Source organism: Clostridium sp. MCC345 (assembly GCF_018785345.1).
In the GTDB taxonomy this organism is placed as follows: domain Bacteria; phylum Bacillota; class Clostridia; order Lachnospirales; family Anaerotignaceae; genus Anaerotignum_A; species Anaerotignum_A faecicola.
The window spans coordinates 137,035-152,309 of sequence record NZ_WQPP01000064.1 but is presented as its reverse complement, the minus strand read 5'-3'; the positions used below and the strand labels follow the sequence as shown (position 1 = coordinate 152,309).

Annotated in this window: 13 protein-coding genes; 11 read left to right on the top strand and 2 right to left on the bottom strand. The window is 47.0% G+C overall.

Annotated elements, in window-relative coordinates; genetic code table 11:
* Positions 1-245 precede the first annotated feature (245 nt).
* Positions 246-566, bottom strand: coding sequence for a helix-turn-helix domain-containing protein (locus GPK49_RS11815; protein WP_215678103.1), 321 nt, complete (start codon positions 564-566; stop codon positions 246-248).
* Positions 567-862: 296 nt separating this feature from the next.
* On the opposite strand from GPK49_RS11815, the gene GPK49_RS11810 reads away from it, so the two are divergent.
* From GPK49_RS11810 to GPK49_RS11785, 6 genes are all read left to right on the top strand, one after another.
* Complete coding sequence (locus tag GPK49_RS11810; protein ID WP_215678100.1) at positions 863-1,495, top strand: hypothetical protein; 633 nt, start codon at positions 863-865, stop codon at positions 1,493-1,495.
* 163 nt (positions 1,496-1,658) lie between these two features.
* On the top strand, positions 1,659-3,938 hold the full coding sequence (locus GPK49_RS11805; RefSeq protein WP_215678096.1) for a stalk domain-containing protein: 2,280 nt from the start codon (positions 1,659-1,661) through the stop codon (positions 3,936-3,938).
* A 266-nt stretch (positions 3,939-4,204) separates the two neighbouring features.
* Complete coding sequence (locus GPK49_RS11800; RefSeq protein WP_016407583.1) at positions 4,205-5,467, top strand: UDP-N-acetylglucosamine 1-carboxyvinyltransferase; 1,263 nt, start codon at positions 4,205-4,207, stop codon at positions 5,465-5,467.
* A gap of 83 nt (positions 5,468-5,550) precedes the next feature.
* Complete coding sequence (locus GPK49_RS11795) at positions 5,551-6,339, top strand: MBL fold metallo-hydrolase (protein WP_118580469.1); 789 nt, start codon at positions 5,551-5,553, stop codon at positions 6,337-6,339.
* A 12-nt stretch (positions 6,340-6,351) separates the two neighbouring features.
* Complete coding sequence (gene rlmH, locus GPK49_RS11790) at positions 6,352-6,831, top strand: 23S rRNA (pseudouridine(1915)-N(3))-methyltransferase RlmH (protein ID WP_016407581.1); 480 nt, start codon at positions 6,352-6,354, stop codon at positions 6,829-6,831.
* Between the two features lie 27 nt (positions 6,832-6,858).
* On the top strand, positions 6,859-7,050 hold the full coding sequence (locus GPK49_RS11785; protein WP_124984295.1) for a hypothetical protein: 192 nt from the start codon (positions 6,859-6,861) through the stop codon (positions 7,048-7,050).
* A gap of 58 nt (positions 7,051-7,108) precedes the next feature.
* Here the strand turns inward: GPK49_RS11785 and murC are convergent, their stop codons facing one another.
* Entirely contained in the window at positions 7,109-8,482 is a 1,374-nt protein-coding gene (gene murC, locus GPK49_RS11780; protein ID WP_124984294.1) for a UDP-N-acetylmuramate--L-alanine ligase, read from the bottom strand.
* A gap of 369 nt (positions 8,483-8,851) precedes the next feature.
* Here murC and GPK49_RS11775 point away from each other — a divergent pair, with 369 nt between their 5' ends.
* The 5 genes from GPK49_RS11775 (at position 8,852) to GPK49_RS11755 (ending at position 15,227) form a co-directional block, all read left to right on the top strand.
* Positions 8,852-10,123: a glucose-1-phosphate adenylyltransferase gene (locus tag GPK49_RS11775; protein WP_016407578.1), complete on the top strand. Its 1,272-nt coding sequence runs from the start codon at positions 8,852-8,854 to the stop codon at positions 10,121-10,123.
* A gap of 3 nt (positions 10,124-10,126) precedes the next feature.
* Positions 10,127-11,245, top strand: a complete 1,119-nt coding sequence (gene glgD, locus GPK49_RS11770) for a glucose-1-phosphate adenylyltransferase subunit GlgD (protein ID WP_124984292.1) — start codon at positions 10,127-10,129, stop codon at positions 11,243-11,245.
* Between the two features lie 171 nt (positions 11,246-11,416).
* On the top strand, positions 11,417-12,787 hold the full coding sequence (gene glmU, locus GPK49_RS11765; protein ID WP_215678093.1) for a bifunctional UDP-N-acetylglucosamine diphosphorylase/glucosamine-1-phosphate N-acetyltransferase GlmU: 1,371 nt from the start codon (positions 11,417-11,419) through the stop codon (positions 12,785-12,787).
* A gap of 107 nt (positions 12,788-12,894) precedes the next feature.
* A complete protein-coding gene (locus tag GPK49_RS11760; protein ID WP_016407575.1) occupies positions 12,895-13,857 on the top strand; it encodes a ribose-phosphate diphosphokinase in 963 nt (320 codons plus the stop codon).
* 389 nt (positions 13,858-14,246) lie between these two features.
* Positions 14,247-15,227 carry a 2-hydroxyacid dehydrogenase gene (locus tag GPK49_RS11755; protein WP_016407574.1) on the top strand — a complete coding sequence of 327 codons (981 nt, stop codon included), beginning with the start codon at positions 14,247-14,249 and terminating at the stop codon, positions 15,225-15,227.
* Positions 15,228-15,275: the final 48 nt, after the last annotated feature.

Genomic DNA, 15,275 nt, shown 5'->3' with positions numbered 1-15,275 from the left:
GGGTTCCCGGGGCTGCAGCACCGACCGCTGCCGGTGGCAGAAGAAGGAAGGTGATGCAGGCGAGAAATCGGGAGTTCCGCGGACAGAACGCAGAGAGGGAGAGCGGACGACCAGATTTCGAGGTGGGCAAGGCAGGTTCAAATCCTGTCTCCGCAAGCGAAAAAGGGATACAAGAAAAAATCTTGTATCTTTTTTTTATGCCCTGCGACCGACGGGGTTTTTACAGATTTATGAATTGGAAAAAATCAATGGGGATGATTGGAGACCAGCCCATTTACAATACGAAGGATACTATCAAGCTGGGTAGCATCAAGGCGCTTGAGCTGCTCTGTGAGGGTGCGGATTTTTTCGGGATGCTCTGACTCCAGATCGAAAAATTCCATTGGGGTGATGTTCAGATAGTCACAGATTTCAAAAAAATTGGACATGGAAGGGAAAGTCTTATTGTTTTCAATGCTGTTGATGTAGCCGGGGTTCTGCCCGAGGGAAAGACTCATATCCCTTGCGGAAACGCCCTTTGCCATACGCAGCTGTACCAATCTTTTGGAAAATGCCTCTTTACACATGCTTGTATCACCTCCATGTGTCATATTATATCTAATAAAAAACTTGAAATATTCTATATAATCAGTTATTTTTGACTAGATATCGGTTTGTACCTAATAAACAGATAGAAAATAGAAGAAGAAAACAAATGTATCAAAAAATTTTCATTTTTCTTGAAAATATTTGAAAATTGCTCTTAAAAATGCTAGGATATTGACATAGGTCAATGAAAGGGTTTGATTTTTATGTTATGTTGTAGGAAACAGCAAAAACTCATGAAGCATGATGAACCTTATAAAACAAGGAAGAAGATGTATTGGCAGAAAGACAAGGCTTAGAGGTTTGGGGATATCGTATGTGTATGAAAGACAGAATGAGACGGTTTCTGGTGGATGTTCTGGACATCCATAATAAAGATGTAATCGAAGAAGTTATTGGTATTTCCAGCATCAGGCACTGCCCGAAGGGACGGACACTGTACAGTCAAGGGGAAACGGTGGATACCTGCTGCTTCCTGATGGAAGGCGTGACGGGTGCATTTCTCTACACGAAGGGCGGAAAGCAGATTTCGGATGATTTTTCTTTTGTATCCGGCGAGATGATTACGCCGTTTATGAACTGGCAGAGAAAAGCGCTGACCTCTGTGGTCGCGATGTCGAATGTAGATGCTTTTGTGATTGCCAATATGGATGTAATCACGCTGTTTAGAACCTATCCGGAATTTCAAACAATCCTTTTTGAATGGCTGATGCAGGCGTACCACAAGCAATGGGCGCTCAAAAGTGCGCGGTATCAGATGGCGGCGAAGGAGCGGTATCTTTTCTTTTTAAAGGAATATGCGGGGCTGGAGGATGTGGTCAGCGACCGTTTTTTAGCTTCATTTTTAGATATGTCGCCGGAGACGCTGAGCCGACAGAAGCGGTGCCTGCGGAAGGAAAAGCCCGATTGAAGCAACGGAAGGAAGGCATCTTTCACATTTTTCTCAAAGGAGGATGTGCGAATATAAGAAGCGGAGAGGCGAAGGGGGGAGATGCAGCGAGGAAGAAGGCTGTTTGAAATAGAAAAAAGTGGTTTTCAAAGGAACGGAAAAATAAAGAAAGGTTGAAGGAAAAATGAAAAGAAAAAATGAAAAGAAAAAATATCTTGCGATTTTCATGGCAATGAGCATGGCAACTGCAACTGCACCTGTGACAGCATTGGCAGATGATGCAACAACAGGTACAGAAAGCGGTGCAGAGACAGGCGAAAGCGGCAGTGGTGAAACTGGCAGTACAGGTGAAACTGGCAGTGAAAATGGCGGCACAGAAGGCGGTAGCACAACAGCACCTGATACACCTGCCGAAAACGAAGGTGTTAAGACTATTGATGAGTTAAATGCCGCAATTACTGCCGCAGGGGAAACAGAAACTACTATTAAACTTGCTGCTGATATCACAGGGGATGTTGTAGTACCTGAAAAGGCAAATATTACAATCGACCTGAATGGTAAGAAGATTACAAACAGTGTTGGGCACACAATTATGAATAACGGCACCTTGACTATTAAGGGTGAAGGTACAGTTGATAATATTACTCACGGGAAAGCAGCTCTCTATAATAAGGGGACGGTTACTTTAAACGGAGGTACTTTTGACCGTACTCGAGAAAATGGTAAAAGTGATAGTTCTTCTGGCGGCAACTCCTATTACACCATCAAGAATGTTGGTAATATGACCATTAACGAAGGCGTAAACGTGCTGACAGCGAAGGGGAATGGCGAGTTGGGCAGATTCTCCAGCCTTGTTGCGAATGGTTACTACAATGGTACTACATACGACAACGACGAGGGAGTGGATAACCCTGCGTTGATTATCAATAATGGTACCTTCTCAGGAGGGCTGAATACGATTAAAAATGATGACCGTGCAGAGTTGACTATTAACAACGGTACATTCAAGAATTTCTATCAGGCAACTGTTCAGAATCATAATATTGCAACAATCAACGGTGGTACCTACAAAGCTGCAAGTGATGCAAGCAGTACAGGAAAAGAAACCTACGGTGTTTATAACTGTGGTTGTGGTGATAATATTGACCTTGGTACATTGACTGTAACCGGCGGTATCTTTGAAGGTGCGGATTATGCGATTGCTGATGTTAGCAGTCAGCCTGCTATTGTGAATATTTCTGGTGGTTGCTTTAGTGGTGCTAAAGGTGCAATTGTTAAAGGTACAAACTCTAATGCTACGATCTCTATCTCCGGCGGCACTTTCTCCGATAAGCCTGCCAATGCTTATGTAGCAGAGGGCTATAAAGCAATTCAGGTTAAAGGTGACAAATACGTTGTAACGAACAAGATTGCTCTGGACAAAACAAGCACAAGAATCCGCAGAGGTTACACAGACACACTGAAAGCCATCATAGAAGCAAACGGCAAAACATACGAAGTAGCAGACCCTATAACATGGGCAAGTGATAAAGAAGCAGTCGCAACTGTAGAAAATGGCGTTGTTACAGGTGTAGACTATGGTAGTGCAACCATCACAGCAACACTGGGCGGTGTAACAGAAGCACCCACAACACCCGGAGAAACAGAAACACCTGATACAACAGATGCGCCTACAACTCAGGCAGAAGGTGATACAGCAACAGGTGACGGCACAGATACAGACGGTGACAATACACCTTCTAACACACTAACAGCAAGCTGCACCGTAACAGTATTCAAGAAATCTTCTTCCAGCTCCTCCTCCGGCGGTGGTGGCGGCAGCAGTGTTACAAAATACGGTGCAACCATCTCTGACAGCAAAAACGGTGCTGTAACCGCAAGCGCGGCAAAGGCAGAAACAGGTGACAAGGTTATTCTGACACCCAAGGCTGACGAGGGCTATGCACTGGATAAGATTACCGCAAAGGACAAGGACGGCAAGGAAGTTAAGCTGAAAGCAGAAAAGGACGGCACATACTCCTTCACCATGCCGAAGGGCGGCGTAACCGTTGATACAACCTTCAAGCAGGCAGAGGGCGCAGCCAACACAGACAAGCCCGCAGCAGCAACAAAGACAATCCTTCTGCAGATTGGCAGCACAGCAGTGATTGTGGACGATCAGGCAATCATCAACGATGTTGCACCCGTAATCCGCAACGACAGAACTCTGGTTCCCATCAGAGTCATCACAGAAGCACTGGGCGGTCAGGTTGCTTGGAACGAAGCCGCAAAAGAGGTTACTCTGACTGTTAACGGCAAGGAAATCAAAATGACTATCGGCAAAGCTCTGGAAAAATACGGCGTTGCTCCTGTTATCATCGGCGGCCGCACCTTTGTACCCGTTCGCTTTGTAGCGGATGAGCTGGGCGCAGTGACCACATGGGACGATGCAACAAAGACTGTAACAATTCAGGCGGTAAAATAAATTTTTCCGAAAATCTTAGCTGAAAACAATCAAAATGGCGTTCATCCGCAAGGATGGACGCTGTTTTCTGCTTTCGGGAAGAAGTGGGGCGAAAAATACAGCCCTCGAAAAAAAACACTTTCCACTGCAACGTTTTCGTGATATAATTCTAATGTTATAGGGCGAAATATAGAGAAAAACGACTACTTTTTGGGGAACGGCGGCTTTTTCGCCTGTTCAGAGATATAGATTGTCCTTTGGAATTGATTGGAAGGATGAATGTTTTTATGGATAAATTAGTTGTAAGGGGCCGAAAAAGATTGACCGGAGAGGTTACCATCAGCGGTGCGAAAAACGCGGCGGTAGCTGTTATTCCGGCGGCGGTAATGGCAACCGGAGTGAGTGTACTGGAGAATCTTCCCAGTATTGAGGACGTTAGAAATATCTGTCATACCATTCAGGAAATGGGCGGCAAATGCAGATTTTTAGATAAACATACTTTGGAAATTGATTGTAACGAGGGTGTCAGCTATCAGGCGACCTTTGAGGGCGTGCAGAAAATGCGCGCATCCTATTATCTCATTGGTGCGCTTCTGGCACGCTATAAAAAGGCAGAGGTGGCAATGCCCGGCGGCTGCAATTTTGGCAAACGCCCCATTGACCTGCACCTGAAGGGCTTCCGTGCGCTTGGTGCAACCGTCATTGAGGAGGACGGCATGGTGAAGGCTTATGCCGAAAAGCTGATTGGTACTTCCATCTACATGGATCAGGTGAGCGTTGGCGCGACCATCAATGTCATGCTTGCGGCAACCATGGCGGAGGGCACCACAACGATTGAAAACGCGGCAAAGGAGCCGCATGTGGTAGATACTGCAAACTATCTGAACATGATGGGGGCAAATATCAAGGGCGCAGGGACAGATGTGATTCGTATTAAGGGCGTTCCCGAACTGAAGGGCGCGCAGTATACCATCATTCCCGACCAGATTGAGGCAGGCACCTACATGATTGCGGCGGCGATTACGGGCGGCGATGTGCTGGTGAAGAATATCATTCCCAAGCACATGGATTCCCTGACAGCAAAGCTGGAGGAAATGAATGTGAAGGTGGCGGAATGGGAGGATTCCATTCGCGTGATGGCGGATGAGCCCTTGCGTGCGGTAAACGTAAAGACCATGAGCTACCCCGGCTTCCCGACGGATTTACAGCCTCAGATTGCGACGCTTCTTGCGGTCTGCAACGGGACAAGCGTGCTGACGGAAAATGTCTGGGAAAACAGATATCAGTACATGGGTGAGCTGCGTAAGCTGGGCGCAGATGTGGAAATTAACGGCAGAGTGGCAACCATCCACGGCATTAAGCATTTCAGCGGCGCGGAGGTTTCCGCAACAGACCTGAGAGCAGGCGCGGCAATGATTCTGGCGGCACTGGCGGCAGAGGGCGAAACCATCATTGACGGCGTGCGTTATATCGACAGAGGCTATGAGGATGTCGAGGAAAAATTCAGAGCCATGGGCGCGGATATCGACCGTATCCCCGGCGAGCAGTAAAAAGAGAACAAGAGAGCCTCGGAGCAGTTCCGAGGCTTATTTTATGGAAAAACACGAAGGAAAAGAGGTGAACCGGCTTGCGGATGGAATTTTGCACCATCGCCAGCGGCAGCAGCGGCAACTGCACCTATATCGGGACGGATTACACGAAAATATTGATTGATGCAGGCATCAGTGGCAAGAAAATCGAGGAAGGACTTGCAAATTTGAAGCTGACGGGCGACAAAATCGATGCGCTGTTTATCACCCATGAGCATGTTGACCATATCAAGGGGGCAGGCATCCTTTCCCGCAGGTTTGATATCCCCATTTTTGCCACGGCGGATACCTGGGCGGCGATGGAGGAAGGCCTTGGGCGGATTGCGCCGAGCAACAAGCGGATTGTGTATGCGGATGAGGTCTGCGCGGTGAATGACCTTTGCGTGAAGCCGTTTCGGATTCCGCATGATGCGGCAGAGCCGGTCGGCTATAACGTCTTTTCGGGCGAGAAAAAAATCACACTGGCAACCGATATCGGGCATGTGACGGATACGATTCGGGAAAGCATAGAGGACAGTGATGTGCTGCTTTTAGAGGCAAATCATGATGTGGAAATGCTGAAAAAGGGCGGTTATCCATGGTCGCTGAAGCAGCGGATTCTGGGCGAAAACGGACATCTTTCCAACCATACGGCAGGAAGGCTTCTGGCAGAGGTGATGACGGGAAAGATGAAATATGTTTTTTTGGGGCACCTCAGCGAGGAAAACAATAACCCCCATCTGGCGTATGAAACAGTAGAGGAAATCCTGCGGAACAACCGCATTGAGGTTGGCACGCATGTAAAAATGGATATGGCGAGCCGTTTTCAGAATGGCGTGAAGGTGGAACTGTAACGGAGGGTTGGCATGAAGGTTACGGTCGTTTGCGTAGGCAAATTGAAGGAAAAATACTGGCGCGATGCCATCGCGGAATACAGCAAGCGGTTGAGCCGTTATATGAAGCTGGAGATTATCGAGCTGGCGGATGAAAAGGCACCCGAAAACATGAGCGATGCACAGGCGGCGGAGGTCAAGGAAAGGGAAGGACAGCGGATTCTGAAAAACGTGAAGGACGATGCCTTTGCGGTGGCGCTTGCGGTGGAAGGAAAGATGCTTTCCTCCGAGGAGCTGGCAGAATTTATGGCGAAAAAGAGCGTTGGCGGCGTGAGCCATATCGTGTTCATCATCGGCGGCTCTCTGGGGCTTTCCCCTGCGGTGATGCGGCGCGCGGATTATGCACTCAGCTTTTCCAGAATGACATTTCCGCACCAGATGATGCGCGTGGTTTTATTGGAGCAGATTTACCGCTCGGAGCGGATTCAGCGCAACGAGCCATATCATAAATAAAGAAATTGCGAGAAAGGGAAGATTGCAATGAAAAAAGGCATGAAAATTGTGCGGTTTATCGGGATTGTGTGCTGGTTTCTGGCGCTGTTCATTCTGATTAACGGGCATCAGGAGAAGAAAAAAGCGGCAGAAGAGGCGGCAAAGCAGCCTGCCATTGTAACGGAAACAAAAGAAACGAATGACGGAGCTACACCAAGCACCGTGATTTTCCCCGAATAAAAAAGAAAGCGTTCTCAAATGGAATATCCTAAAGAGAACGCTTTTTTATGTTTTCGACTTAATTTTCTAAAAACGCTTCGCCGATTTTGAACACATCCCCTGCGCCGACCGTCAGAAGTAAATCCCCTGCCTTGCAGTTTTTCTCCAGATAGGAGCGGATGGCATCAAAATCCCCGACATATCTTGCGGATTTGCCTGTTTTCGCGATTCTGTCCGCAAGCATGGCGGCGGAAATGGTGCCGTCATCGGATTCCCTTGCGGCATAGATATCCGCAATGATGACTTCATCTGCATCGGTGAATGCTTCGCCGAATGCATCAAAGAGGAACTTCGTTCTGGAATAGGTGTGCGGCTGGAATACGCACCAGGTTGTACGGTGCTGCACCTTTTTTGCCGCCGCCAGTGCCGCCTTGATTTCTGTGGGGTGGTGCGCATAATCATCAATGACAACAACGCCGTTTTTTTCGCCTTTTTTCTGGAAGCGGCGTTCTGTGCCCGTAAAATGCAGAAGCCCCTTTTGGCAATCCGCAGGACAGACACCTACAAAATGTGCCGCCGCAATGGATGCCACCGCATTTGTGATATTATGGTCTCCGGGTACATTCAGATGGAAATTCCCGAATAATTCGCCTTTATAATATACATCAAAGGTATTCTTGCCGTCCGGCTCATGGATGATATTTTTCGCCTGCCAGTCCGCACCGTCCGCCAGTCCGAAGGTTTCTACGGTGCAGTCCAGTCCCTGTGTCAGCTCTGCCACGTTTTCAATCGCCTGATTGATAACCAATGCACCCTTCGCAGGGATACGCTCTGCAAAGGCATGGAAGGAGCGGCGGATATTCGCAAGGTTTTTGAAATAATCCAGATGGTCGCTTTCCACATTCAGAATCACACCGACGAAGGGCTTGAACTGCAAAAAGCTGTCGAAATATTCGCATGCCTCGGCAACGAAATACGGAGAGTGACCGATTTTCAGGTTACTGCTGATGGTAGGCAGGATGCCGCCAACCGTAATGGTGGGGTCTGTCCCTGCGGCAAGCAGGATTTCGGAAACCATGGATGTGGTTGTAGTCTTGCCATGTGTGCCTGCAACGGCAATGGAATCCTCATATTCCGCCATGATTTCGCCCAGCAGTCTGGCTCTGTCCATCAGGGGGATATGCTTTGCCTGCGCCGCCTGATATTCGGGGTTATCAGGATGGATTGCCGCGGTATAGACCACTAAATCTACATCATCCGTGATGTTTTCCGCCTTGTGTCCGAAGTTGATATGAATCCCCAAATTCTGCAGGTGCTTTGTCACAGGGGATTCCTTGATATCCGTACCGGAAACGATACAGCCCTTATCTGCCAGAATTTCTGCCAGACCGGACATGCTGATGCCGCCGATGCCGATGAAATAAATGTGTTGTCCTTTTTGAAATGTTGTCATATTCTATCGCCTCAAAATCTATTAAATGGGTTCAAATTTTTCTGAAATTTAACAAAATCATCATATAGTTTAACCTTCATTATAGTATACTGGCATGAGAAAGGCAATCTTTTCTCTGTGTTTTCTTTTTCTGTGTTTTATATTTTATACAGAAAGCACCGGAAATAAACCCATACGGGCGCAGGAGCAACGTGCAAATTTTCTCAATCAGAAAAAAGGAAAGAGAAAAAGCCAATCGAAATAAGGCGAAATTTCGGCACAGATGCCGTAGATAAGCTTTGCAAGTTTATTTTCCTATGCTATAATAATCAAAACAGAGCCTATGACTTTGTTACATATATACAACCTGAAAAGATAGGGGTGGGTAATATGCGTAAAAAAGAAATGATAGCAATGCTTCTGGCGGGTGGACAGGGCAGTCGTCTGGGCGTGTTGACAAGAAAGGTGGCAAAGCCTGCCGTTGCATACGGGGGGAGATATCGTATCATCGATTTTCCGCTGAGCAACTGCATTAACTCCGGCGTGGATACCGTCGGCGTGCTGACACAGTATCAGCCGCTGCGTTTGAATCAGCATATCGGGATTGGGATTCCATGGGATCTGGATAAGAAAAACGGCGGTGTGACGATTCTTGCACCGCATGTGAAAACAGGGGATTCCGGCGAATGGTTCAACGGGACGGCAAACGCCATTTATCAGAATATTGACTTTATCGACAGCAATAATCCGGAATATGTGCTGATTCTTTCCGGTGACCACATTTATAAAATGGATTATTCCAAGATGCTTGCCTTCCATAAGGCGCACAATGCAGCGGCAACGATTGCCGTTATGGAGGTGCCGATGGAGGAAGCAAACCGCTTCGGCATTATGAATACCGAGGACGGCGATAAGATTTACGAATTTGAGGAAAAGCCGGAAAGCCCCAAGAGCAATCTTGCTTCCATGGGGATTTACATATTTACATGGGACAGACTGCGTGATGCATTGATTGAGGATAATTCCATCCATCCGGACAGCGATTTCGGCAAGCACATCATCCCTAAAATGCTGGATGAGGGACAGCCCATGTATGCATGGCGCTTCGATGGATACTGGAAGGATGTCGGCACCATTCAGTCCTATTGGGAGTCCAATATGGATTTAATCCGCACCCTGCCCGAATTCAACCTCTACGAGGATTTTTGGAAGATTTATACCAACAGCGACCATCAGCCGCCGCAGTATACGGCACCCGGCTCAAAGACAGAGGAAGCGCTGCTTTCTGACGGCTGTGAGATTTACGGTACGGTCTGTCGCTCCATCATCGGCCCCGGTGTTGTGGTGGAAAAGGGGGCAGTGGTGAAGGATTCCATCATCATGGCAGGCACGATTATCGGCGAAAATGCTTTGGTTGATCATTGCGTCATTGATGAAAAATGCAGCATCGGTAAAAATGTGCAGATGGGTGTCGGGGAAAATATCCCTAACGAGGCAAAGCCTAATATTTATAATACAGGCATCACCGTTCTGGGCATGAACAGCAGTGTTCCCGATGGGATTGTGATGGGGAAAAACTGCGTGATTTACGGCAGAACCTTCCCGGAGGATTATCCCGACGGCAGATTGGAAAGCGGCAAGGCCGTTGTACGGGAGGTGTAACAGATGAAAGCAATCGGTATTATTTTGGCAGGCGGCAATAACGACGGCAGACTGGGCGTTCTGACCGACCATAGAGCGGCGGCGGCATTGCCCATCGGCAGCTGCTATCGCGCCATTGATTTTACATTGAGCAATATGTCCAACAGCGGCATTGGGAAGGTGGCTGTGCTGACGCAGTATAACTCTCGTTCCCTGCGCGACCATCTGATGTCATCCAAATGGTGGGACTTCGGCAGAAAGCAGGGCGGCTTGTTCGTATTCACGCCGTATACCAGCAATGCAGGCTCTACATGGTTCCGCGGCACGGCGGATTCCATTTATCAGAATATGACCTTCCTCAAGCGCAGCAATGAGGAATACGTTGTGATTACCTCCGGTGATTCCATCTATAAAATGGATTACCGTAAGGTGCTGGAATATCATAAGGAAAAAAATGCGGACATTACTGTGGTTTATCAGAAAATGACGGGAAAGGATTTATCCAAATTCGGTATTTTGCAGATGGATGCGGACAATAAGCTGGAGGGCTTCGAGGAAAAGCCGGAGCAGCCGAAATCCGATGCGGCCTCCCTGGGGATTTATGTTATCTCCAGAACGCTGCTCATCAATCTGCTGAATCAGATTATCCCCGAAGGCAGATACAGTCTGGTAAAGGATATTATCATCCGCTTTATCCATACGCTGAAAATCTACGGCTATGAATATGACGGCTACTGGAATGCCATCGGCACAGGCATTGCGGCTTATTTTGAGACGAATATGGATTTCTTGAAAAAGGATATCCGCGATCATTTCATCAATGAATATCCCTATATTGAAACAAAGCCGAAGGATGAACCCCCTGCAAAATACAACAGGGGTGCGGATGTGACGGATTCCATCGTCGGCAGCGGTGCGATTTTTGACGGGAAGGTGGAGCATTCTGTTGTGTTCCGTAGGGTGCGTGTCGGCAAGGGCGCAGCTGTAAGGAATTCCATCCTGATGGAGGGCTGCCAGATTGGCGAAAACTGTGTGGTGGAAAATGCCATCTTCGATAAGGAGGTTGTCCTTTCCGCAGGGCAAAGAGTCATCGGCGTTTCCTCCGAGGAACCGGCAGTGCTGAAAAAGGGCACAAAATTATAAATCGGATTTTAAGAACGAAAAGCAGGGAGTTTTCTCTGCTTTTTTTCTTTTCCGGAAATCATTTTTTAGTAAAAGAGTATATTGAATTTTATAGGGAAAAATGCGATACTAAAATGTATGTATACAATATCTTGAAAAATATTTCGCCCTTTGGCGTAGGAGGAAAAATAAATGAGACAGTTGAAAGCAATCATTCTGGCTGCCGGCGAAGGCTCCCGTATGAAATCCAAGAAACCTAAGGTACTTCATGAAATTCTGAATAAGAGTATGGTGGATTATGTGATTGAAACCGCAAAAGGCTGTGGCGCAGAGGACGTTTGCGTTGTGGTTGGGCATAAGGCGGAGGAGGTTAAGGCAGGCATCCGCGCGGAAGGCATCTCCTTTGCTTTGCAGGCAGAGCAGAAGGGCACAGGACATGCTGTTATGATGGCAGGCGATTTTATTGATGAAAGCAGTGATATGCTGATTCTCTACGGGGATACGCCGCTGATTACAGGCGAAACCCTGACAAAGCTGGTTGAGGTACACCGTACAGAGGGACACAGCGTAACTGTGGTTTCCTCTAAAATAGAGGATCCTACCGGCTACGGACGCATCATGCGCGATGACCACGGCGGCTTTGAACGCATTGTGGAGCATAAGGATGCAACAGATACACAGAGAATGATTAACGAAATCAACACAGGGATTTATATTTTCAACGGCAGGGAATTGAAGGAATCCCTGGGCAAGCTGAATAACAATAACGCGCAGGGGGAATATTACCTGACAGATTGTCTGGAGCTGATTTTGAAGGCAGGCGGCAAGGTGGAGGCTGTTGTGGCAAAGGATGCCGATGAATTTTTCGGTGTAAACAGCCGTGTACAGCTTGCGGAAGCTGCAAAAATCATGAAGCACCGCATCAACCGTAAGCACATGGAAAGCGGTGTTACCCTCGTGGATCCCGAAAATACCTATATCGGCAGTGATGTTAAAATCGGTATGGATACGGTGATTTTGCCCGGCTGTGTGCTGGAGGGCAATACGGAAATCGGGGAGGACTGCGAAATCGGCCCCAATTCCAGACTGACAGATACCAAGCTTGGCAATGGCGTGAAATTCCAGACCTCTACGGCAATCGAATCCGAAATCGGCAACGAAACCACCGTTGGGCCTTTCGCGTATATCCGCCCGAACTGCCATATCGGCAACAGGGTGAAGGTTGGCGACTTCGTTGAGGTGAAAAATTCCACCATTGGCGACGGCACAAAAATTCCCCATCTTTCTTATGTTGGGGATACCGATGCAGGCGAAAAAATCAACTTCGGCTGCGGCAGCATTATGGTAAACTATGATGGCAAGAAAAAGCACCGCACTACCATTGAGGATAATGTTTTTGTCGGCTGCAATGTAAATCTGGTTGCACCTGTAACCGTGAAGAAGGGCTCCTACATTGCCGCAGGCTCCACCATCACAAAGGATGTGCCTGAGGACGTTTTGGCGGTTGCCAGAGCAAGACAGCAGGTCATCGAAGGCTGGACAAAAAAGAGAATTGAAAGATAATTTGAAAAAATTGTCGAATAGCGGTTGAAATTGATTGTTTTTCGGTGTAACATAATATTGTATGTGCTTATATAACCTAAAATTATTTTTTATAGGGGGACAGATAAATGCTTAATTCCGGCATCAGCAACATTAAAGTTTTTGCCTGCAATTCCAACAAAACGCTGGCAAATGCAATCGCAGATAAGCTTGGTCTGAAACTGGGCGACTGTGAAGTAGAAAAGTTCAGCGACGGTGAGATTTCCGTAAAGATCAATGAAACCATTCGTGGCGCAGATGTATTCATCATCCAGTCCACATCCTATCCCGTAAACGATAACCTGATGGAGCTGCTCATCATGATTGACGCAATGAAGCGTGCATCCGCAGCAAGAATTACAGCCGTTATGCCTTATTACGGCTATGCTCGTCAGGACAGAAAAGCAAGAGCGAGAGATCCCATCAGTGCAAAGCTGGTTGCAAATATTCTGACAAGCGCAGGCGCAAGCCGTGTGCTGACAATGGATCTGCATTGTGCGCAGATTCAGGGCTTCTTCGATATTCCCGTAGATAATCTGGTTGGCAGCCCTCTCTTGACAGACTTCTACATCAAAAAATTCGGCGATTCTCTGGAAAGAGATTTTGTTGCGGTTTCTCCCGACCTGGGCAGCGTAACAAGAGTCAGAAAATTTGCGGAAAAGCTGAATATTCCTATTGCAATTATTGATAAACGCAGACCGAAGGCAAATGTCAGCGAGGTTATGAATATCATCGGTGACATCAAGGGTAAAAAGGTTATCCTGCTGGATGATATGATTGATACCGCGGGTACCATTACAAATGCAGCCAATGCGCTGATTGAAAGAGGTGCAATCGAGGTAGATGCCTGCTGTACACATGGCGTTCTGAGCGGTCCTGCCATCGAAAGAATCGAAAAATCCGCAATCAAGGAGCTGTTGGTTCTGGATACCATCGAGCTGCCTGAGGAAAAGAAAATCGACAAGATTACAATGGTTTCCGTTGCAGATATTTTCGCAGATGCAATCAACTGCATCCATAACGGCGTTTCTATTTCTCAGCTGTTTGACTGATTCGCATTGCGCCGAAAAATTCACAAAATCATGACAGAAAAAACTCCCAAATGCAAAAATGGGAGTTTTTCTTTTTATTTACTGAAAAATAGTGCAGTGAGAGGAGATATTTTTAGCAGTTATGGGTAAAAAAAATAATATCCAAAAAGCGGCAGTCAAACCTCGACGGAAACTGGTGTTTTTTTAGCGTTTTGGGAAAAATGGGTTTGGCAAAACTGCCAATTTTACAGAAACTCGGTTGACAAGAAGGGTAAAATAGATTATATTGTTAAAAGTAAAACAAACAGAGTGAGACATATTTCCTATTCGCAGTGAGGGAATGGTTCTGTTTGCTATAAAATTTTACTATCCACTTATCAAATTTTTAAATTTTTAGGAGGAAGATATCGATGAAAATTGCATTCTTTGACACAAAGTCTTACTGGGTAGACGCTTTTAAACCCGTAGCAGCAAAATATGGCTATGAAATCACTTTCTTCAACGAAAGACTGACACCCGCTACAGCTCATCTGGCAGCAGGTCATGACGCTACTTGCTCTTTCGTTAATGACGAAGTTCCCGCAGAAGTTATCCGTGAACTGAAAAATCTGGGTATCAAGGTTCTGCTGCTGCGTTGCGCAGGTTTCGACAGCGTTGATCTGGATGTTGCAAAAGAATGTGGTCTGCCCGTACTGAGAGTACCCGCTTACTCTCCTCAGTCCGTAGCAGAACAGGGCGCAGCGCTTCTGATGGCTGTTAACAGAAAGCCTCATCTGTCCTATGAAAGAACAACAAAATTCAACTTCGATATCGCTGGTCTGACAGGTATCGCTCTGTACGGCAAAACAGCAGGTATCATCGGTACAGGTAAAATCGGTCAGTGCATGATTAACATTCTGAAAGGCTTCGGCATGGATATCGTGGCTTACGATGCATTCCCTAACCCCAACCTGGGCCTGGAATATGTAACTCTGGACGAACTATATGCTCGTGCTGACGTTATCTCCATCCACTGCCCTCTGATGCCCGCAACAAGACACATGATCGACAAGGATGCTATCGCTAAGATGAAAGACGGCGTTATCTTCATCAACGTTGCTCGTGGCGGTCTGGTTGACTCCGAAGCTCTGGCTGACGCAGTTGAAGCTGGCAAATTCCGTGGCGTAGGTATGGACGTTTGCGAAAAAGAACATGAATACTTCTTCGAAGACAGAAGCAACCTGAAAGAACATGACAAGACTCTGTCCAGACTGCTGGCAAGCGATAAGGTTGTTATCTCCGGTCACCAGGCATTCCTGACAGAAGAAGCTCTGGAACAGATGGCTCTGATCACAATGGATAATGCAAAGGCATTCCTGGAAGGCGCTGAACTGGTTAACGAAGTAAAATAATTTCATCTGATACATAGATAGAAATACTGAAGTGAGCACTGAAAAGTG

Excerpts from the sequence above, each read along its gene's own strand:
- rlmH (WP_016407581.1), top strand. The coding sequence starts at position 6,352 with ATGAAGGTTACGGTCGTTTGCGTAGGCAAATTGAAGGAAAAATACTGG.
- GPK49_RS11755 (WP_016407574.1), top strand. The coding sequence starts at position 14,247 with ATGAAAATTGCATTCTTTGACACAAAGTCTTACTGGGTAGACGCTTTT.
- GPK49_RS11775 (WP_016407578.1), top strand. The coding sequence starts at position 8,852 with ATGCGTAAAAAAGAAATGATAGCAATGCTTCTGGCGGGTGGACAGGGC.
- murC (WP_124984294.1), bottom strand. The coding sequence starts at position 8,482 with ATGACAACATTTCAAAAAGGACAACACATTTATTTCATCGGCATCGGC.
- GPK49_RS11800 (WP_016407583.1), top strand. The coding sequence starts at position 4,205 with ATGGATAAATTAGTTGTAAGGGGCCGAAAAAGATTGACCGGAGAGGTT.
- GPK49_RS11785 (WP_124984295.1), top strand. The coding sequence starts at position 6,859 with ATGAAAAAAGGCATGAAAATTGTGCGGTTTATCGGGATTGTGTGCTGG.
- GPK49_RS11760 (WP_016407575.1), top strand. The coding sequence starts at position 12,895 with ATGCTTAATTCCGGCATCAGCAACATTAAAGTTTTTGCCTGCAATTCC.
- GPK49_RS11805 (WP_215678096.1), top strand. The coding sequence starts at position 1,659 with ATGAAAAGAAAAAATGAAAAGAAAAAATATCTTGCGATTTTCATGGCA.
- GPK49_RS11815 (WP_215678103.1), bottom strand. The coding sequence starts at position 566 with ATGTGTAAAGAGGCATTTTCCAAAAGATTGGTACAGCTGCGTATGGCA.
- GPK49_RS11795 (WP_118580469.1), top strand. The coding sequence starts at position 5,551 with ATGGAATTTTGCACCATCGCCAGCGGCAGCAGCGGCAACTGCACCTAT.
- glgD (WP_124984292.1), top strand. The coding sequence starts at position 10,127 with ATGAAAGCAATCGGTATTATTTTGGCAGGCGGCAATAACGACGGCAGA.
- glmU (WP_215678093.1), top strand. The coding sequence starts at position 11,417 with ATGAGACAGTTGAAAGCAATCATTCTGGCTGCCGGCGAAGGCTCCCGT.